The 19,637-nt window shown below is 34.3% G+C and carries 18 protein-coding genes and 1 riboswitch; all 18 genes read right to left on the bottom strand.

What is annotated here, in order from left to right:
* Complete coding sequence (locus BN30_RS06020) at positions 1-1,377, bottom strand: sirohydrochlorin cobaltochelatase (RefSeq protein WP_019214608.1); 1,377 nt, start codon at positions 1,375-1,377, stop codon at positions 1-3.
* A 160-nt stretch (positions 1,378-1,537) separates the two neighbouring features.
* Positions 1,538-1,709, bottom strand: a riboswitch (cobalamin riboswitch).
* Between the two features lie 460 nt (positions 1,710-2,169).
* On the bottom strand, positions 2,170-3,381 hold the full coding sequence (locus tag BN30_RS06015) for an MFS transporter (RefSeq protein WP_019214607.1): 1,212 nt from the start codon (positions 3,379-3,381) through the stop codon (positions 2,170-2,172).
* 360 nt (positions 3,382-3,741) lie between these two features.
* A complete protein-coding gene (gene cbiB / locus BN30_RS06010) occupies positions 3,742-4,701 on the bottom strand; it encodes an adenosylcobinamide-phosphate synthase CbiB (RefSeq protein WP_019214606.1) in 960 nt (319 codons plus the stop codon).
* Complete coding sequence (locus BN30_RS06005; RefSeq protein ID WP_019214605.1) at positions 4,682-5,521, bottom strand: cobyric acid synthase; 840 nt, start codon at positions 5,519-5,521, stop codon at positions 4,682-4,684. Before BN30_RS06005 ends, cbiB begins: the two co-directional genes overlap by 20 nt.
* On the bottom strand, positions 5,522-5,929 hold the full coding sequence (locus BN30_RS06000) for a hypothetical protein (protein ID WP_019214604.1): 408 nt from the start codon (positions 5,927-5,929) through the stop codon (positions 5,522-5,524).
* A 2-nt stretch (positions 5,930-5,931) separates the two neighbouring features.
* Positions 5,932-7,281, bottom strand: a complete 1,350-nt coding sequence (locus BN30_RS05995) for a sensor histidine kinase (protein ID WP_195890977.1) — start codon at positions 7,279-7,281, stop codon at positions 5,932-5,934.
* A gap of 1 nt (position 7,282) precedes the next feature.
* Positions 7,283-7,948 (bottom strand): response regulator transcription factor, encoded by a 666-nt coding sequence (locus BN30_RS05990; RefSeq protein ID WP_019214602.1) that lies wholly within the window; start codon positions 7,946-7,948, stop codon positions 7,283-7,285.
* Positions 7,949-8,035: 87 nt separating this feature from the next.
* Positions 8,036-8,320 (bottom strand): glutaredoxin domain-containing protein, encoded by a 285-nt coding sequence (locus tag BN30_RS05985; protein ID WP_019214601.1) that lies wholly within the window; start codon positions 8,318-8,320, stop codon positions 8,036-8,038.
* A 441-nt stretch (positions 8,321-8,761) separates the two neighbouring features.
* Positions 8,762-9,061, bottom strand: a complete 300-nt coding sequence (locus BN30_RS05975; RefSeq protein ID WP_019214599.1) for a DUF2089 family protein — start codon at positions 9,059-9,061, stop codon at positions 8,762-8,764.
* Between the two features lie 142 nt (positions 9,062-9,203).
* Positions 9,204-10,232 carry a hypothetical protein gene (locus tag BN30_RS05970; RefSeq protein WP_019214598.1) on the bottom strand — a complete coding sequence of 343 codons (1,029 nt, stop codon included), beginning with the start codon at positions 10,230-10,232 and terminating at the stop codon, positions 9,204-9,206.
* Between the two features lie 94 nt (positions 10,233-10,326).
* The gene (gene leuS / locus BN30_RS05965; protein ID WP_019214597.1) at positions 10,327-12,738 is read right to left on the bottom strand and encodes a leucine--tRNA ligase; all 2,412 of its coding nucleotides are present in this window, start codon (positions 12,736-12,738) and stop codon (positions 10,327-10,329) included.
* Positions 12,739-12,747: 9 nt separating this feature from the next.
* Entirely contained in the window at positions 12,748-14,130 is a 1,383-nt protein-coding gene (gene asnS, locus BN30_RS05960; RefSeq protein ID WP_019214596.1) for an asparagine--tRNA ligase, read from the bottom strand.
* A gap of 10 nt (positions 14,131-14,140) precedes the next feature.
* Positions 14,141-14,881 carry a peptidylprolyl isomerase gene (locus BN30_RS05955; protein WP_019214595.1) on the bottom strand — a complete coding sequence of 247 codons (741 nt, stop codon included), beginning with the start codon at positions 14,879-14,881 and terminating at the stop codon, positions 14,141-14,143.
* A gap of 8 nt (positions 14,882-14,889) precedes the next feature.
* Positions 14,890-14,988 (bottom strand): DUF1667 domain-containing protein, encoded by a 99-nt coding sequence (locus tag BN30_RS10550; RefSeq protein WP_195890976.1) that lies wholly within the window; start codon positions 14,986-14,988, stop codon positions 14,890-14,892.
* 14 nt (positions 14,989-15,002) lie between these two features.
* The gene (locus tag BN30_RS05950) at positions 15,003-15,227 is read right to left on the bottom strand and encodes a hypothetical protein (protein ID WP_154648848.1); all 225 of its coding nucleotides are present in this window, start codon (positions 15,225-15,227) and stop codon (positions 15,003-15,005) included.
* The gene (locus BN30_RS05945) at positions 15,224-16,576 is read right to left on the bottom strand and encodes an MATE family efflux transporter (RefSeq protein WP_019214593.1); all 1,353 of its coding nucleotides are present in this window, start codon (positions 16,574-16,576) and stop codon (positions 15,224-15,226) included. The genes BN30_RS05950 and BN30_RS05945 overlap by 4 nt, the downstream gene beginning before the upstream one ends.
* Complete coding sequence (gene map, locus BN30_RS05940; protein WP_019214592.1) at positions 16,577-17,335, bottom strand: type I methionyl aminopeptidase; 759 nt, start codon at positions 17,333-17,335, stop codon at positions 16,577-16,579.
* 119 nt (positions 17,336-17,454) lie between these two features.
* Positions 17,455-19,473 (bottom strand): heavy metal translocating P-type ATPase, encoded by a 2,019-nt coding sequence (locus BN30_RS05935; RefSeq protein ID WP_019214591.1) that lies wholly within the window; start codon positions 19,471-19,473, stop codon positions 17,455-17,457.
* Positions 19,474-19,637: the final 164 nt, after the last annotated feature.

Here is a 19,637-nt window from a genome sequence, read left to right as displayed (position 1 = left end):
TTACTTCCTTTTCTTTAAGTAGAATAGCGAGATATAATCGTTATCCTTGCGTATTTCTTCCTCATCTGTAAGATACATTTCGTTCGGCATCGATATTCTCTTAAAATATTCAGCCTCGTAAGTATCTTTAAGCTTTAAAACAGCTTCTTTATTGAGAGTTCCCTTAAGTATAACAGCTCTGTCAGGCTTTGCTGCCTCAACTAGCTCTGTGTTATCGCTTATCACAAGACTTTCGCCTTTTTCAATAAGCAGCTCTTTATTCATGGCAGTCAGTGCAACGAAAGATGGCATACCATTAATTAGATTTATATTTATCTTTTTATCAAGTATCTTACTTAGATTCATAGGTGTCGAAAAAACTGCCGCATCGCCTATAGTTACGAAGCTCACGTCTCTATACTCAGCTAAAGTCTCTTCCAGTTTAAGTTTTAAATCATTATATAAAGCTTCGTTAGCACTTTTCATATCAAACGGCATCTTGATGATTGGCTTATCTTTAACGTAGCTCATAACTGTGTCAAGAGCAAGATTACGGCCTCTGTTGTCAAGAACAAAGACAGCGTTTGTATTTTTTAAAGTAAGTATAGCCTTGACAGTTAGTAAATCTTCATCGCCAGGTCCTACGCCAACTATATTTAGTAGCGGCTCTTCCATTGCCTTAACTTTTTCTATAGAGTCGTTTAAGAAATAATCTTCTTCTCCAAGACCCTTGTCAATAAGTTTTACTTCGTAACCAAGCTTTTCTAGCCTTGACTTGATTGAGTCCTCATCATCAGAAGCGATGTCTTCAAGCATGTGAACACCAGAAACTAGCATAAATGGTCTTAGATAAATTGTTTTTGTATCTTTAGATAAATTTTCTACAACGCTATCAAGATCAAGTTCACCCTCAATGCTCATCATGTGATATTTATTGTTCTTTTCTCTAAAAGCATTGTCAATGTCTTCGTATATCCTATCAGCCACGTGATAAGTACCATGACCAACATAGATAAATTCTTCGCCTTCGTTTAATTTAAAGGCAGTCATTCCATCTATAAGCTTAGCTATATCCTTGCTATTACTGATAAATGGCGTAGTCAGTCTATTTGAAACATTTTTAAGCTTCTTATACTCTTCTCCAGGGATGATGTTTGTCGAAACTACTCTTATGTCTTTGTATCCAGCTTCTTTAAGCTTCTTAATAGCCTCACACTCATCATCAAAAGACATGCCCTTTTTTTCAAGTATCTTTTTAACTATCCTTGAAGTGAAGCATATTTTAATATCACAGTCATTAAATTCATTTTTAAAGCCATTAATAAATTTATCAATGACTCTTTCGTGTTCCCTAAGCCTTGTTGTGCCAAAAAAACTAAGTAATATTGCCTTTTTCATATGAACCTCCATAATATGTACTCGAGAGAAAAGGAAAAATAGGAGAAGCGCGCCTTTTCTCTCGCCGGTTTTTTGGAAAATAAAAATCCTTGAATAGGGGTATCAAGGATATAAAACATACATATTTAGTAAGTTTTTCCTTCCCACCGAAGAAGTAACTTTATACGAACGTTCTAAAGATATCCTGACTTATAGATCAACCTCATCTAAACCTTCCCAGTTTCCCAGTGGTATACATAGACTCGTCACTATTTACAGTAGCGGGGGCTGTGCTGGATTTACACCAGCTTCCCTTTATATTGAACATTCAAAAATTACACCTATATAATATCATATATAAAAATTTTTTTCAAGTGTAATAATAAATTTTTATAAATTTTATTATTTGTGATTCAAAACACGGACACGACTTAATTAGAGCTATATAATATGTGCATACTTTTTCAAAAATAATTTCCTAAAAATTTAGCTTACAAAAAAATGCACAGATGTAAAACAATTGTTTTGACATAAGTGCATTTTTTTATTTTATTATTAATTTTAAATAAACGGATGCTAGCCTATACAAAATAGGTGGCATCCATTTTGTTTTCTTCTAAATTATTTCGTTGTTATAGTAATATATTCATCAATTGATTTAAAGACTCAAAAGACATATCATGAACTTTTAATTAAACTTTTAGTTTTAAACAATCTATTCATTAGATTAACATGCTCTTCATCATTGAAAATTATAAATTTTATGATTTAGATATTACACATGTTAATATATGATTTCATATAATTTCACTATTAACTCCTTATTGATTTATATTTTTTAACAAATAATAGAACAATACCTATTTCAAGAAAAATAACTACAATTCCAAGTAGCCATACAATATTTATACCTGCTAATTCAGAGAAAAGGCCTAACAAATTTATAATAAAGAATCCAAAAATGGATTGTATCGTACTAAATATTGAAGCATATGATGCTCTGACTTCACTTTTAATATATTCCATAGTCCATGTAGGTGTCATAGCTTGTTCTATTCCAAATCCAACTTCAATAAGAATAGAGCCTATAATAAATGTTATTAAATTATCCCCAAGAATTAATAATGCAAAACCTACAGCACTTACTATAAGTCCAACAATAGATACATAATAATTCTCTAACTTATTTGCAATTCTCGAAGACAGATAATTTCCAGCAGTTAAAGAAAACATAAATATAATAAGAAATATTGGTAAAAACTTTGCTTCTAATTCTAGTGTCTCCGTTAGATATATTTGCCAATAAAGTATAAAAGCCACAAAAGAAACATACGACAATAATTTTTTTATTGTTAAGAATATCATTCTCTTATCTTTAAGAAAGGATTTCAAGTTTTCATTCAACGTTTTCAACAGACTAGGATGCTTACTAAATCCATAATTATCTTCTCCCACAACGTATGAGTACAAACCTGTAAATATAGAGATTAGTCCAGCAACTATAATAGGCAAACTATTAGAAATATCTATAAAAAAATATGAAAAAATAGATGCTATTATTGCAAAAAAACTAACTATAGTTTGTATTTGTGGGAATATTTTAGTCCTTTCTTCGTAAACACCATCTTTTATCATATGGTCTACAAGCCAGGCACCTGGCGCTCCAGAGATAAGTGCTAGTCCTAATGCCATTAAAATCATTGAAATTAAAAAATAAGTATAGCTTTTAGAATAAGCAAATATTAGTAAACTGATCCCCCAAGTTATAAAGCCATGAGATGCTATTTTTTTCCTACCTATTTTGTCTGATATGGTACCAGTAGGGTAATCAAATATTGCTAATAAAATTTGTTCAATACTGAATAGATTAGATATTTGAAGCATAGATAAATTTGCAGATCGCATAAATGCAATATATATACTACCATAAAGTTTATCTGCAAATCCATATAAAGACATCATTATAATATATATTATTTTTGTCTTTTTGAAATTTTTCATATTTGTTTCTTTTGTTTGACTCATATTCTCACCAATCTTTCTCCATGATAAATATTTCTATTAAATAATCATGTATATTTTCACATTACTGCATTTTTTTATTTTAGTATTAATTTTAAATATATGGCTGCAATCGCTATAACTAATAAAGTACTCATATACTAATGATATCATAAATGGGGGGGGTGTCAACAACTATCTTTAATTTTTTCAAGTGAATAAAAAAATTTTATTTATTTTAATTTTCGTGATTTGAAACACTAATATAGCTTAGCAAAATCTGTATAATTTGAAAATACTTTTTCAAAAATAATTTCCTGAAAACTTGGCTTACAAAAAAATGCAGAGATGTAAAACGATTGTTTTGACATAAGTGCATTTTTTTTATTTTAATATTAATTTTAAATATATAGCTACGATTGCTAATATCAATAAGGCAAGTGCCTTATACATCGCTTTTATGGTGAAATAAACGCCATTTTTATTCACTTTCTCATCTATATCGCCAATATATGGTTTGTCGACAACTTTTGAAAAATATTTGTGTGGTCCACCTAAACGAATTTTTAAAAGACCTGCTATGGGCGCTTCAAGGAAGGCACTATTTGGGCTTGCGTGTGCATATCTATACTTAAAAAATGTTTTGCATGCGTAGAGAATATTTTTATTAAAGATGTTCGTGATTAATATAAGAAGCGCACTTAATCTTGCTGGCACTAGATTGACTAGGTCATCTATCTTTGCCGCGAAAAAACCAAGATCACCATACTTTTCATTCTTGTAGCCCCACATCGAGTCCATGGTATTGATAAATTTATAAACAAGTCCAAGTGGTGTATATATCGCGATGTAGATAAGCGGCGCTATGACACCATCTGAAGTGTTTTCAGCGACTGTCTCGATGGTTGCCTTAAGTATCTCTTCTTCACTTAATTCACTTGTGTCACGGCCAACTATGTAGGAAAGCCTCTTACGGCCTCTCTCTAGCGAATGGCCTAGCTCTTTTACTACCATATCTGCTTCGAAGTGAAGTGAACGTGCGGCTAAGCACACATAGACCATGTATGAAGTGTAGATTAAATACAAATATTTATTGATCTTAAATAATATTATTGCCAAGTAGCCGGACAAAAATGCAAGGCTCATATTAAATAATACCGCCACTAGTCCAAGCAGCTTCAAAAAGCCGCCTCTCGCCCCTGTCCTTCGAATTAATCTTTCTTCAAAGCTAATGACATTACCCATGACCTTAACCGGATGAAAAAAGTTATAAGGGTCCCCTAAGATTAAATCAAGCAAAACGCCTATAAGTATGGCGATGAGTTTATAAGCCAAGTATTGCATTTAACTTATCTATGTCGATGGCCTTTTCGAAGACATCAGCTAGTCTATCGATCTCATTATTCATCGCATCGTGCTCAGCCATGTGAGCGTTGACTTTTTTCTCGTAGTCGTGAAGCGAGTCTTCGTCTGCTATCTCAAGCTTTGTGTATGGTACTATGCCAAGGCAATCAAGGCCAGTTAGCTCATGAAGTTTTTTTATGCCTTCATCTAATAGGCTCGCATCGCCTCTAAATTTGTTGATGATGTAACCCTTTATTCTTGATCTATCTTTTTCATCAAGTATCATGTATGTGCCATAGATTGAAGCAAAGACGCCACCCTTGTCAATGTCTGCGACGATGACAGCATTTGTGTCAGCAAGTTCTGCCATGCCAGTATTTACGAAATCATCTTCAAGTAAATTTATCTCTGCTGGTGAGCCAGCTCCTTCTATAATCATCACATCATATTTCTTTTCAAGCTCTTCAAAAACTTCTTTTACTTTCGCTTTTAGCTCTTTTTTAATCGAGTAATACTCCTTTGTATTCATGTGCTTATATAATTTGCCAAGCACATAGACGTCGCTACCTGTGTCAGACGATGGCACTAGAAGTATTGGGTTCATGTACTCGTCAGCCTTGATTCCAGCGGCGTAGGCTTGTATCGCTTGAGCGTTACTAATAAGTTTTCCGTCTTGAAGCTTAAATGAGTTTCTCGACATGTTTTGCGATTTGAATGGACAAACCTTGTAGCCCTTGTCTTTATAATATCTGCACATAGCAGTCGCTATCGTCGATTTACCTGCGGACGATGTCGTGCCGTATATCATTATCTTTGCCATTTAAAATTCCTCTTCGTTGTATTCAATAGTTCCTAAATCAGTCTCTATAGAAATTAAATTCTTCTTCCACTCTCTATATTTGGCCACTTCTTCGCCTATCGCCTTTATTAATATTGATACGCCAAATATTTTCGACGCTATGATGAAGAAAGCATTTTGCTTGTATGAATTTGGATACAAAACTATTAGTAGTCCTGAGATGATAAATAGCATATTTTTCTTTTCAATGCCTTTATAATGGCCATTGTAATAATCTTTAACAAGGTCCAAAAAGTCATTGATTAGGTCTTGATACTTTGCCAAATCAGTATTTGTTTTGATTGCTTCGCCAATTTCACCAATCTTGTTCATTGCTTCATCCTTATTGAAATTACCAATGTTCATGTCTTTTAAAAAATCAAAGTTCATATCTACACTCCCTTTTTTAATACAAAATAAAAATTCGATCCTTTTCCGTAGCTGCTCTCTACGCCAAACTCTGCCTTGTGAAGCAAAAGCACTTCGCGTGCGATGTATAAGCCGAGGCCTGTAGAGTACTTTTTAAGCTCATGGTTCGCGCTCGAGATGTAATAGCGGTCCCAAACCCTCTTGATGTCCTCATCTTTGATGCCCATGCCGTGGTCAATAACCTCGTATCTAACGCCTTTTTCCTCTTCAGTTATCCTTACAAGAACATCCTCATTCTCATTTGAATAATTTAATGCGTTAGACAAATAATTATATATAACGCTTCTAATCTTCTTCTCATCAGCCATGACCATAGTATCGCCACTTACGTCTAATTTAATTCTTTCTCTATTTTCAGCAGTATTTAATTTATCTATAATCTCTTTGGAAATAGCTTCGAGCGAAACCTTTTCTAAATTTAGTTCACCAAGGGCACTTACATTCTTTGACGCTTCAAGCATCTCGTTAATCATCGTGTTAAGCCTATCTGCCTCAGAGATGATGGTGTCAAGATTCTCCTCACGTTTTTCTTTATTATCACCTGTTATATCCTTAATCATCTCAGCATAAGACTTTATCACGCTCAGAGGCGTTTTGAAGTCATGAGATACATTGGCAATGATATTCTCACGAAAGTCCATGGTCCTCTTTAAATCTGCGTTTGCACTCTCAAGGCTCTTCTTTAACTCCTCAATCTCTTCGTAGCCGCCCTCTTCTTCTACAGAAAAGCTCTTTGTGCCCAAAAATTTGGACGCTTCCGAAAGATTTTTGATTGGCTTAGTAAGTTTTTTTGCTAAAAAGTATGAAAGAGCAAGTGCTAAAACTATTGCAACGAGACTTATGTATAAAAGCTCTTCCTTTAGCATCTTCTTAACCGAGCCATCTTCATCGAGATTGTCGATGAGCTTCATATATAATTTTGCGTTAACTGTTTCGTATCTCTTTAAAAATACAAGGTATTCTCTATCGTCATGCTTCTTGATATAGTCTACACTATCTTCATTACTTTTAACAAAGTCAAGGTCTTCCTTATCAAGCTCAAGTAGATAATTTGGGTACAAGACCAAACCATTCTCATCGAAAATAATTATGCCGAGTCTAGTTTTGCTTGCAACACTATTTAAAAACGAGACGAGATCTCTTCCTGAATAAGATGAAATTTCTTTTTCAGTGTTTTGAATGAGTTCTCTCTTCTTTTGCGTGTATATCTCTTTGAAGAAAACTATGTTAAATAGCCACATTGTTGATAGTATCAGCACAGTGAATATTAAAAAATAGCTGATTAACTTTGTGAATAATGATTTATTCTTCATCTTATTTCTCCAGTTTATATCCATATCCACGAACCGTACTGATTATCTCCTTCTCAGAGCCAAGTGAGTTTCTAAGCATCTTTATGTGTGTGTCAACAGTTCTATTGTCTCCGAAGAAATCATAACCCCAAACATTTTCAAGTATGGTGTCACGCGATAAAGCAATGCCTTCATTTTGACATAGATAAGCAAGTAGCTCATACTCTTTTGGAGTTAAATCTAATTTTTTATCATTGATATAAGCTTCTCTCGCATCGAAATCTATTTTCAAACTGCCATTAACGTAAACATTAGCTTTTGACTCAGTCTTGTGCCTTGCAAGTATCGCCTTAACCCTCGCCATAACTTCACGCGGGCTAAATGGCTTGACAACATAATCATCGATACCTATCTCAAAGCCATAAAGCTTGTCATATTCCTCGCCTTTTGCGCTAAGAACAAGAACAGGCACGTCCTTTACTTCCTTAATCCTATTGTAAGCTGAGAAACCATCAAGCTTTGGCATCATTATATCTAAGATGATAAGGTCTATATCATTATTATTAACTTTGTTAAGCGCGTCGATGCCGTCAACTGCCTCGATCACCTCATAGCCATTAATGACTGAGTACTCCTTGAGCACGTTTCTTATATTTTCATCGTCATCAGCTATAAGTATAGCCCCCATATCATCACCTCTATCAATTTTTACCCGATAATAATCTTTTTAAACGCTTTATGTAATCAGAGCCTTGCATTAACAAGGCCCGAATAATTATTTTAAACTGTCTAGATAATCTTTTAGCTCATCTATATCTAGGATGGCTCTTTCGTTGTCACCAAGTATAAGAGATGGTATACCAATGTTACCTATTCTCTTAGTCTCATCAAATTCCTTCATACTGTCTCTTGCTGCTAAAAATTTTTTCATGTTAGCAAGGTTTTCTGTTATGTCTAGATATAGGAAGCGTACCCCTGATTCATCCATAACTTTTTTAAATGGTGGACAACCTGGACACATAGAGCTACCGAAAACTATTTTCTTTTGTACTTTACTCATTTCATTTCTCCTTTACAGATATATTTGCAATTTATCTTATCTTCATTGTAATGGTAATGGCTATTTTTGTCAAGAAAAAAGAAAGACCTAAGCTAATAGATCTTTCTTTATAAAGTACTTTACAAATCTTTAATATTCATCTTATCAATTTCGGAACTTGAATTCTTTTTATGTTTAAATGTAAAATAAATTACTAAGTAAATTAACGTAAATGTATTAGCGAATAAAAATATACCTAAAACGCTCATTAAAAATGGTCCAATTTTCAATCCATTAGGCACTACATAATTTGCTAATACAATCAAAGAAAATACAAAACTTATTAGAGGAAGAATTAAACCAAAATACTTACTTTTTTGCTTTGATAAATATACCTGTAAGAATATCGACAATATTAAAGCAAATAAAATTATTGTCATAGTAGTCAAAATGTTTTTCATATTAATCAACCCCTTTTTCTTTCTTATACTCTGAAACTAATATCTTAGCTGTTTCAAAATCAATTTTATCGTCCAAAGCTAATCTCTTAATTAAAGAAATGTATGGCTCTCTCTCAGCATCCTCACTAATTTGTATCTTTTGTATAAGCCTGTCAAGCCTAAGCCTAACCGTTGGATAAGTAACATCATATTGTTTTGCAATCTCTTTTAATGATCCAGATGCTAGTATAAATCTTTTTATGAAAGAAATGTCTTCATCTTCAAGATTTGCCATCCATTCAGGAACAATATTTATTGCCATAAGATCACCTCTTCTTTGACTATATTAAGTATATCATTTAACATTATTAAAGTCAATAGTAAAATTTATTTTAATTTTATTTATATAATAGTAATTGTATCAAAAAAGAAAGACCTATAAAAGATCTTTCTTCATATCAATATTACTTACTAAATATACCAAGCTTATCCGAAATAAATTCTTGCTTGCCATCTTCATCTATCTTTATGGTATAAACGCTTTGAACGATGTAGCCCTTGTCACTACCGCCTCTATTCATAAGTAGAACGGAGTATAATTGGCCATCTTTAATATCATAAGTGACTTCTGTAAGTATCATATCATCTTCTTTGTGTGCTGACTTTTTATTAAGTTTAACCTCGTTAACGAAGCCAGACTTAAAGTTTTCAAGCTCTGCAATCTTTTCTTTGATGTACTCTTCGTCATATACTTCATCAAAAGTTTTATTAAAGTCTTCATCAGAGACGAATGAGCTTGGTGCTTTCCAATCAAAGTCTTTATATTCTTTTTCAAGGGCATATTCTTTGCCTTCATTCCACCTTGTCAATTCAATTTTAAATATAGGCATCTTAATATTATTTTCTATGCTAATATCATCTATAGCATCTCTATCGACATTATCTAAAACTATATCGTTCTCTTTAATCTTCTTAATATCATCCAAGCTCACATTGCCCGCCGTAATTATGATAGGCTTCATCTCACTTGTATCGACATAATTAATTCCAGCTTTTCTTTCAAGCTTGTAATCATTAACTGCTATCACTATAGACTTAAGAAAGTCTTTATAATAAATCTTTCCTATGCTCTTTGTATAGTTTTTATTAAAGCTAGAGTTTTGATACTCACCATCAAGATAAGTATTCTTGACGTTATACACAAGCTCTTTAACATTCCAAGCGCCACTCTTAGCTGATGAGCTAATTCTTGAATAATCTTTCCAATACTTCATTATATCTACATCATCAATGTAGATGCTACCAGTAAATTCATCGGCAGCAAAAAACTTGTGCCTATAATTTAAATCCATGTGCAAAGTTGATTCGCTCCACTTACCATCTCTATATACAAATGCTTTCACATCACTTGTATATGGAAAGCTAAGTACTCCAAATCTAATAAAAAAGATTATTGCCAATATGATTATAAGTATTATTGTTTTCTTTTTCATATTGAACGCCTCCTTACTTAAGATAATTATATCACATTTAGAAATATTTGCGCGAAAAAAGAAAGACCTAAGCTAATAGATCTTTCTTTATAAATTATTTAATTACTACTGTAAATATTTTGTTCTTTACATATATTTCTTTAACGATATTCTTGCCTTGCTTTGATTTTTCAAAAAGTTCGTGTGAATAAACTTTTTCTTTTACTTCGTCTTCAGAGGCATCTCTATCAATCTCAACAGTGTATCTAACTTTGCCATTGAATTGAACTGGTATCTCTATAGTTTTGATGATGGTTTTGTCCTCATCAAAGCTAGGCCAAGTTGATTTATAAAGCTCTGTATCGAAGCCAACCATCTCATTGATTTCTTCTGTGATGTGTGGTGCGATTGGATATAGAAGTGTGATATATGTCTTAAGCTCTTTTCTTGTGATGCTTCCCTTTGAAGTAATTTTGTTAAGTAGCTCCATAAGTTTAGCAACTGCTGTGTTAAACTTTAAGTTTTCGAAGTCTTCTGAAACTTTCTTAATAGTGATGTGGAAGTCTTGTTCTAAGTCTTTAGAATAATTTTCGTCGTCGTTCACTATTTCCATCAAGCGATAAACTCTTTCAAGGAACTTTCTTGAGCCTTGTATACCTGTCTCTGACCACATAGCAACTTTTTCGTAGTCACCCATAAACATTTCAAAAACTCTAAGTGTGTCTGCGCCATACTCTTCAACTATGTCATCTGTATTTATTACGTTGCCTCTTGACTTACTCATCTTTTCGCCGTCTTGAGCAAGTAGCATACCATGTGATGTTCTCTTTTGATATGGTTCGCTTGTTGGCACTACACCGATATCGTATAGGAATTTATTCCAAAATCTTGAGTATAGTAAGTGAAGTGTAGTGTGCTCCATACCTCCGTTGTACCAATCAACTGGCATCCAGTACTTAAGCGCATCCATGGATGCTGGTGCAGTAGAACACTTTGGATCAGTATATCTTAAGAAATACCAGCTTGAACCAGCCCAGTTAGGCATAGTGTCTGTCTCTCTCTTAGCAGGGCCGCCGCAATGAGGACAAGTTGTATTAACAAAGCTGTCGATCTTAGCTAGAGGTGACTCGCCTGTATCAGTTGGTTCGTACGCTTCAACGTCTGGTAATGTTAATGGCAAATCTTCTTCGTTAAGTGGCACCCAACCGCATTTTTCGCAGTATACCATAGGTATCGGTTCTCCCCAATATCTTTGTCTTGAGAATACCCAGTCTCTTAACTTAAAGTTTGTCTTAACTACGCCTACTTTTTTATCTTCAAAATATTTAATTATTTTTTTCTTTGCTTCGTCAACTGAAAGACCATTTAAAAAGTCTGAGTTAACTAAAATGCCTTTTTGTGTATCAGTATAAGCTTCTTTACTGATATCGCCACCAGAAATAACTTCCTTAATCTCTTCTCCAAAGGCTTTTGCAAAATCATAATCTCTTTGATCATGACCAGGTACTGCCATGATTGCGCCTGTGCCATAAGTCATTAATACGTAGTCTGATACGTAGATGGCAATTTTTTCTCCATTAGCAGGGTTAATTGCAGTAAGTCCATCAATCTTAACGCCAGTTTTTTCTTTAACAAGCTCAGTTCTTTCAAAATCAGATTTTAATTTTGCCTTATTTTGATATTCATGAACTTCGTCAATATTTTTGATAATATCTTTATATTTTTCTATAAGTGGATGCTCTGGTGAGATAACCATGTATGATACACCAAAGATGGTATCTGGTCTAGTTGTATAAACTTTTAGCTTGTCATCTACTTCATCTATGTCAAAATCAAGCTCCATACCGTGGCTTCTGCCTATCCAGTTAACTTGTTGTGTCTTAACTCTATCGATGAAATCAACTGTGTCAAGGTCATCTATAAGTCTGTCGGCATACTTAGTTATAGCTAGCATCCATTGTGTTTTAACTCTGTGTTCAACTGTATGTCCGCATCTTTCGCAGTGGCCTTGAATAACTTCTTCGTTCGCTAGACCAATCTTACAGCTTGGGCACCAGTTAATATTCATTTCCTTTTTATAAGCAAGACCTTTTTTGAATAATTGTATAAATATCCATTGAGTCCACTTGTAATATTCTGGATCAGTTGTGTTTATCTCTCTGTCCCAGTCAAATGAAAGACCTAGTGATGTCAATTGATGCTTGAAGTGAGCAACATTTCTCTTAGTAACATCCTTTGGATTCATTTTGTGCTTTATGGCATAATTTTCTGTTGGTAGTCCAAAAGCATCCCAGCCCATTGGGTACAAAACGTTGTATCCCTCAAGTCTTCTCTTTCTAGCAACTATATCAAGTGCTGTATAGCTCCTTGGGTGACCAACGTGTAGACCTTCTCCTGATGGATATGGGAACTCAACCATCAAAAAGTATTTTGGCTTGTCTGAATCGTTTTCTGCATGAAACGCTTTATTGTCTGCCCAAATCTTTTGCCATTTGCCTTCTATATCTTTATGATTATATTCTTTCATAGGGTCCTCCTAGAATTCACAGTGATGAACTGTTCTTGGGAATGGTAGGACGTCTCTGATATTTTCAATACCAGTTATATACATGATAAGTCTTTCAAAACCAAGACCATAACCAGAGTGAACTACGCTACCATATTTTCTTAGATCCATATACCAAGTGTATGAGTCCATATCAAGTCCTAGCTCATTTATTCTCTTTTCAAGTTTAGCATAGTCTTCTTCTCTTTGTGAACCGCCAACAATCTCGCCAATGCCAGGAACTAAGCAGTCCATAGCAGCAACTGTCTTATTGTCTGGGTTGAGTTTCATGTAGAAAGCTTTGATATCCTTTGGATAATCAGTAACAAAGATTGGTTTTTTAAATATTTGTTCAGTTAAATATCTTTCGTGTTCAGTTTGTAGGTCCATGCCCCACTCAACTTTAACATCAAATTTTTCTTCATGTTCTTTTAATATTTCTATAGCTCTAGTATAAGTAACTCTTTCAAAATTAGAGTTTCTAACGTGATTTAGTCTATCGATTAGTCCTTTGTCAACGAATTGATTGCAAAAATCAATTTCTTCCTTAGCATTTTCCATAACATAGTTAATTACGTATTTAAGCATTGCTTCAGCTACGTCCATGTTTTGATTGTTATCCATAAATGCCATTTCTGGCTCTATCATCCAGAATTCTGCTGCGTGTCTAGTTGTATTTGAATTTTCTGCTCTGAATGTTGGTCCGAATGTATATATTTTTGAGAAAGCCATGGCAAATGTTTCGCCCTCTAATTGACCTGATACTGTTAAATGTGTTGGCTTATCAAAAAAGTCTTTGCTGTAATCAACCGCGCCCTCTTCTGTTCTTGGCGGATTATCTATATCAAGTGTAGTTACTTGGAACATTTCTCCTGCGCCTTCAGCGTCTGATGCTGTTAGTATTGGTGTGTGCACATAAATGAAATCTTGTTCATTGAAAAACTTGTGTATAGCAAAGGCTGCTAATGATCTAATTCTATAAGCTGCTCTAAATAGGTTAGCTCTTGGTCTTAAGTGAGCTATGCTTCTTAAGAATTCCATAGAGTGTCTCTTATTTTGTAGTGGGTAATCAGCTGTTGAATCGCCTAAAACTTCAATCTCTTCTGCCTTTATCTCAAAAGCTTGTTTATTATTTGGTGTAAGAACTACTTGGCCCTTTACTCTGATTGATGCGCTTAGATACAGCTTTGAAACTCTTTCAAAGTTTTCTAGTGTGTTATCATAAACAACTTGAACACTACTAAAGAAGGATCCATCATTAATTTCGATAAAACCAAATTCTTTTTGTGCTCTTAAATTTTTTATCCAAGCTTGAACCTCAACAGTTTTTCCGTCAAGCTCATTATAGCTCTTAAAAAGTTCTCTAATATCCATACCCTCACTCCTATTTATAATCTTCTACTGTAATACTTTCAATTACAACGTCTTCTAGAGGTTTGTCGTTTTCGTTAACTTGTGATTTTGCAATCTCGTCAACAACGTCCATACCCTCATATACTTCGCCAAAAACTGTGTGCTTATAATCAAGCCAGAATGCGCCGCCGATCTTTTTGTAAGCGTCAACAACAGCCTTTGGATATCCTTTATCTTCGCCAGCTTCTTCCATTTGCTTGATGATATCATCTTGAACAGCTTGGCCTTGTACGATAAAGAATTGTGATCCGTTAGTGTTAGGACCAGCATTGGCCATGCATAGAGCGCCTCTGAAGTTTCTTGTATTTATATCAAATTCATCTTCAAATGGTCCGCCAAATATGCTTTCTCCGCCAGTTCCATTACCATTTGGGTCACCGCCTTGAATCATAAAACCATTTATAACTCTATGGAAGATTAAATTGTCATAATATTTATCTTCTGCGTGCTTAGTAAAGTTCTCTACTGCCTTTGGAGCTACTTCAGGGAATAATTTTACCTTGATTTCGCCCTTATTTGTCTTTATAGTCGCTACCTTGTCACCTGCTTTTGGATTTTGTAGTTGAACAAGTTCTGCATCATCTGTAGTTACTTCACTTTCGCTTCTTTCTTTTTTCATTTCTCCCTCACCACCATTGTCATTTTTTTTGCTACATGCAGTTAAACTAAGGCACATAGCCATCATTAATAATAATAAAATTATCTTTTTCATAATTCCTCCTACTTAAGTATTCTTTTTTGGCTAACTATATTTACACCCAAATCTAAAATATTTTCCTTTATTACATCGCCTACGTTAATAGGTGCCTTCGCGCGCAAATTAAATATTTCTTTTAATATTGCTTGATGATAAATTTTTTTACTTTTTTATCAGTTTTTACTGGCAGACCTGAAACCATCAGACTATCTATCCTAATCTTGCCATAAACGTAGTCGTCCTCTTCTTGAAGAAGGCTTTTTGCGTAATTATATCCTCTTCCGCAGCGATTACCAGAAATTTCTTCGCCATCAATTTTTATTCTGCAGCAAACTGGGCAGCAGACGCATTGTACCATCATGCTATCACCCTCGGTTCTATCTCTTTTTTAAGTATAATCTTAAACCAAACATAAGCAACTATCCCCTTTAATATTGACGATAGTGAAATTGCTATCCAAACGCCATCTAGTCCATAGTATTTCATAAAGAATATTGCAAATGGTATACGCATTAAATTTAGTATAACTCCAGAGTATGATGGCTCCTTCGTTCTACCTATGCCATTGAAAAATCCTGTTACTCCTATCTCTATAACCATGAATAATTGTGAATAGCCAAGTATTCTTAAGTAATCAGCTCCAGCCTGCATCGCAACTGGGTCATTTGGTAAAAACGCTGAGAATATCGGAGTTGCAAATACTATAAGTAATAGTGATGTAGCTGTTCCAAGCGTTGACATAATTCTCATGGACTTTTTAAATCCAAGAACTATCCTGTCATAAGTGCCTTTGCCAAAGTTTTGTCCGGTAAAAGCAGTGTTCGCAACTGAAAAGCCATTTGCTGTCATCCAAGATATTGACTCTATCTGCGAGCCTATCGACATAGCTGAAACCGCATAAGCACCAAGCTTTGTTAAATAGCCTGTTAATACCATAGATACCGCTGCATGACACGCTTCCATAAGCGTTATTGGTATGCCAAGTTTAAGTATGTGATTTGTTATTTCACTTGGCACTTTTTTAAGATAATTCACTCTAACATAAATTAAATCATTTTTAAAGCCTATGTAAATATATATTAAGAATATTACTAAAGTTGCTATAACTGAGGCGATTGCTGTACCCATGGCTCCCATGTGAAATACAAATATAAAGACTGGGTCTAAAACCATGTTTACTAATAAACCGATTGAGCTTATTATAAATGGCGTCTTGCTATTGCCCATGCTATTAAATGTTGCTGCAAAGAGTGGATTTAAGAACATAAAGGCTAAACCAAAGGCAATTGCTACCATGTATTCACTTGCTAGCTCTTGAACAGCTGCGTCACCCTCTTTGAATGAATATAGTCCTATGAGCTCATTGTGAAAAATTATAAATATAGCTGTGATTGTCATGGCAATTATAAGGCCTAATCTAAAACCGCCGCTTATATAATCTTTAGTTTTTTCTAAATCTGATTTACCAAAGCTTTGTGAAACACCAACAGATAGTCCAACTTGGCACAGTATTATTAGTGAGCTAATCAGCCAAAGGTATTGACCGACTATGCCGACGGCCGCAACCGCCTGTGTACCAACTTTGCCAAGCCAGAACATGTCTGTGATTTGATATGACATTTGCAAGAGCGAGGTACCCATCAAAGGAATTGCAAGCTTAAATAGTATTGGTGATATTTCTCCTTGTGTTAAGTCTCTCGTATCTCTCATCTAAACATCTCCTTGATCAGTCGTAATTATTACTCCGTTGTCAGTTAAAGCTAAAGTATGCTCGAATTGAACACATTTGCTACCATCTTTTGTTCTAGCAGTCCAACCGTTCTTGTCAAGTTTCATAGCTGCTGAGCCCATGCAAATCATTGGCTCAATCGTAAATGCCATACCCTTAACTATTCTTGGCCCTTTTATGCCAGCGTCGTAATGAAAAACTTGTGGGTCCTCATGCATGTTCTTACCAATACCGTGACCAATAAATTCTTTTACTATTGAATATCCCTTTGGTTTAGTAAAAGCTTCGATGCACTTACCAATCTCGCCTATCCTAACGTTTTCATCAACTATGCTGATGGCTTTGTACATTGCCTCTCTTGTGTGATCAAAAAGTTTTTGATCCTCTTCAGAAAGTTTTCCTACTGGATATGACCAACATGAATCAGCCATCCATCCTTTGTAATTAACAACCATATCGATGGAAATGATGTCGCCATTCTTAAGAATTACGTCCTTGCTTGGAAAACCGTGGCATATCTCATCATTAACTGATGCGCATATAGCATAAGGAAAACCTTCGTATCCTTTTTGCTCTGGATAAGCGCCTTGACTTACTATGAAATTATCAACAAAATCGTTTAACTCCATAGTTGTTACGCCCTCTTTAACCTTGTCTCTCAAGGCGTGATGCACGCTGATAAGTATCTTGCCTGCATCAATCATTTTATTAATTTGATCCTTTGTCTTTAAATAAATCATATAACACTCCTTTTAAGTCTATTCTATTATTATATATATTTTACGCCAATATGTCAAGAAGTTCACAGTCATATAGAGAATTTTCTCTTAACTGTGAACTTCTTAAATATTTTATTAAATTATCTAATTCTTAGTGTGTTTATAACTGATATAAGTGTTACGCCAACATCGCCAAAAACCGCTAACCATAGAGGTAATTGTATGAATAAAGATAAAATGATGATGGCCGCCTTAACAAATCCTGTGAAAATTAAATTTTCTAAAATAATTTTGTTAACAAAGTGTGATGTATCGAAAATATTTACTATCTTTTCAATTCTATCATCCATGATAACTATATCAGACGCTTCGATGGCTGCATCTGAACCAAGTGCTCCCATGCTTAGACCAATATCCGCTCTCTTAATAACTGGCGAGTCATTGATGCCGTCACCAACAAAGGCTACGAGGCCATCTTTACCTTGTTCTTTTTCAAAAAACTTTATTTTATCCTTAGGAAGTAATTCTGCCTCGAATGAGTCTATGCCTAAATCGCGAGCAACTTTCTCAGCATATATCTTAGTATCGCCTGTAAGCATAACAGGTTTAACATTTCTTTCTTTAAGCTCATTAACTAATCTCTTTGTCTCTTCTTTTATTTCGTCTTCTATATAAAGATGCGCTATAAGTTTATCGTCAAGATAAGTGTCAAGAACTTTGTATTCACTTTCCTTTTCACTTGTAATAACTTTTACGCTGCCAAATTTTGTTTCAGCCTCCACGCCATTCTTAAGGCTTGTGTAAGAAATTATCTCATCTTTATCAATATCCTCTCTACTATCAAGTATAGCTCTTGATATAGGGTGCTTTGAGTGATATTCGGCAAGTCTTGCTAAGTGAAGTGCCTTTCCTTCATCTATGTCAAAGGCTTCTACGCTAACTAGTCTAAATTTACCGCTAGTTAATGTACCAGTCTTATCAAAGCAAAATGTTTTTATATTTCTAAATTGATCTAAGAATTTTGTTCCTTTAAAAAGAATACCGTTTTTGCTCATCTTGCCTATACCAGAGAAATATGCTAGTGGCACCGAAATGATGATTGCGCATGGACAAGATACTATTAAAAATGCAAAGCATGTGTGAAGAGCTTCCTTAAGCGGCATTATTTTTAGTACTGGTGCTACAAGTGCAATAAGCGCTGCGATGAAAACAACAATTGGTGTATAAACTCTTGCAAATTTTGAAACGCCTGTCTCAAGATTAGCTTTATCGCTTTGTGAGCTTCTAACAAGATCTTGTATTCTAGCCGCTGTCGAGTTCTTAGCAAGTTTAGTAGTTTCTATAATTAAGTATCCTTCCTTAACTATGGCACCTGAATAAACCTCATTATTGACATCTACATAAACTGGTTCTGACTCACCGCTTATGTGAGCGTTATCAACTTTTGCGCTTCCTTCAATAACTATGCCGTCTATGGCGATGGACTCGCCTTCACGAACTATTATCTTAGAGCCAACAGCTACTTCAGATGGTTCGCTTTGAATTTCTTTGCCATTATTTAAAACAGTAGCAAAAACTGGTGACTTAACTATAAGCTCTTTAATTTTATCTCTTGATTTGTCAACTGCGATGTCACTAATGATTTCACCAATTTGATATAAAAGTGCTACTAAAACTGCTTCTAGATACTCACCTATAATTATGGCGCCGACTGTTGCGACTGTCATTAAAAATTCTTCAGCAAGTATACCGCGAAAAACGCCTTTAAGTCCATGTATGATTATATCGTATGAAATAACAATGTATGCTAGTCCAAAAAAGACCATCTTATATGGACTGTCAATGAATAAATATGCAGCTAGTCCTAGAAGTGATAAAGCTATCCTTATTAAAAATATTTTTGAAAAGCCTTCTTCCTCTTCTTCTTCGCTCTCGGCTTCACCGCGTGTAACTAAAACGTCTGGCTCTAAGTCATTAACATATTTTGTAATATCTCTTAAAGCGCCTTCAGCGTCAGATCCTTCTTTAATTTCAATCGATAAAATCGAATTGATAAAATCCAAGCTAGCACTTTCAACTGATTCATGCTCATTTGCAAAGCTTTCTATCTTTTGTGCGCAATTGGCACAAGTAAGTCCATTTAAAATTAATTTTTCCATGGCCGCCTCCTATATATTTTTATAATTTTTTTATTTTGCATTCATATATAAATATGAACACATAAACATGTATTTATATGTTAATAATAATATAACATAAATTAATTTAAAATGCAAGACTTTTTTTAAAAATTTTCATTGTTTTAACACTTTTGTATATATTT

Origin of the sequence: Fenollaria massiliensis, from assembly GCF_000312505.2 — a bacterium.
Lineage (GTDB): Bacteria > Bacillota > Clostridia > Tissierellales > Peptoniphilaceae > Fenollaria > Fenollaria massiliensis.
The sequence above is the reverse complement of the archived record's forward strand: the minus strand, read 5'-3'. Positions and strand labels throughout refer to the sequence as shown.

What these genes read in the sequence shown, in the direction of transcription:
- BN30_RS05935 (WP_019214591.1), bottom strand. Translation starts at nt 19,473, where the DNA reads ATGGAAAAATTAATTTTAAATGGACTTACTTGTGCCAATTGCGCACAA.
- BN30_RS05950 (WP_154648848.1), bottom strand. Translation starts at nt 15,227, where the DNA reads ATGATGGTACAATGCGTCTGCTGCCCAGTTTGCTGCAGAATAAAAATT.
- BN30_RS05955 (WP_019214595.1), bottom strand. Translation starts at nt 14,881, where the DNA reads ATGAAAAAGATAATTTTATTATTATTAATGATGGCTATGTGCCTTAGT.
- leuS (WP_019214597.1), bottom strand. Translation starts at nt 12,738, where the DNA reads ATGAAAGAATATAATCATAAAGATATAGAAGGCAAATGGCAAAAGATT.
- BN30_RS06020 (WP_019214608.1), bottom strand. Translation starts at nt 1,377, where the DNA reads ATGAAAAAGGCAATATTACTTAGTTTTTTTGGCACAACAAGGCTTAGG.
- BN30_RS06005 (WP_019214605.1), bottom strand. Translation starts at nt 5,521, where the DNA reads ATGGCAAAGATAATGATATACGGCACGACATCGTCCGCAGGTAAATCG.
- BN30_RS06000 (WP_019214604.1), bottom strand. Translation starts at nt 5,929, where the DNA reads ATGAACTTTGATTTTTTAAAAGACATGAACATTGGTAATTTCAATAAG.
- BN30_RS05970 (WP_019214598.1), bottom strand. Translation starts at nt 10,232, where the DNA reads ATGAAAAAGAAAACAATAATACTTATAATCATATTGGCAATAATCTTT.
- BN30_RS05995 (WP_195890977.1), bottom strand. Translation starts at nt 7,281, where the DNA reads ATGAAGAATAAATCATTATTCACAAAGTTAATCAGCTATTTTTTAATA.
- BN30_RS05990 (WP_019214602.1), bottom strand. Translation starts at nt 7,948, where the DNA reads ATGGGGGCTATACTTATAGCTGATGACGATGAAAATATAAGAAACGTG.
- BN30_RS05985 (WP_019214601.1), bottom strand. Translation starts at nt 8,320, where the DNA reads ATGAGTAAAGTACAAAAGAAAATAGTTTTCGGTAGCTCTATGTGTCCA.
- map (WP_019214592.1), bottom strand. Translation starts at nt 17,335, where the DNA reads ATGATTTATTTAAAGACAAAGGATCAAATTAATAAAATGATTGATGCA.
- cbiB (WP_019214606.1), bottom strand. Translation starts at nt 4,701, where the DNA reads ATGCAATACTTGGCTTATAAACTCATCGCCATACTTATAGGCGTTTTG.
- BN30_RS06015 (WP_019214607.1), bottom strand. Translation starts at nt 3,381, where the DNA reads ATGAGTCAAACAAAAGAAACAAATATGAAAAATTTCAAAAAGACAAAA.
- asnS (WP_019214596.1), bottom strand. Translation starts at nt 14,130, where the DNA reads ATGGATATTAGAGAACTTTTTAAGAGCTATAATGAGCTTGACGGAAAA.
- BN30_RS05975 (WP_019214599.1), bottom strand. Translation starts at nt 9,061, where the DNA reads ATGGCAATAAATATTGTTCCTGAATGGATGGCAAATCTTGAAGATGAA.
- BN30_RS05945 (WP_019214593.1), bottom strand. Translation starts at nt 16,576, where the DNA reads ATGAGAGATACGAGAGACTTAACACAAGGAGAAATATCACCAATACTA.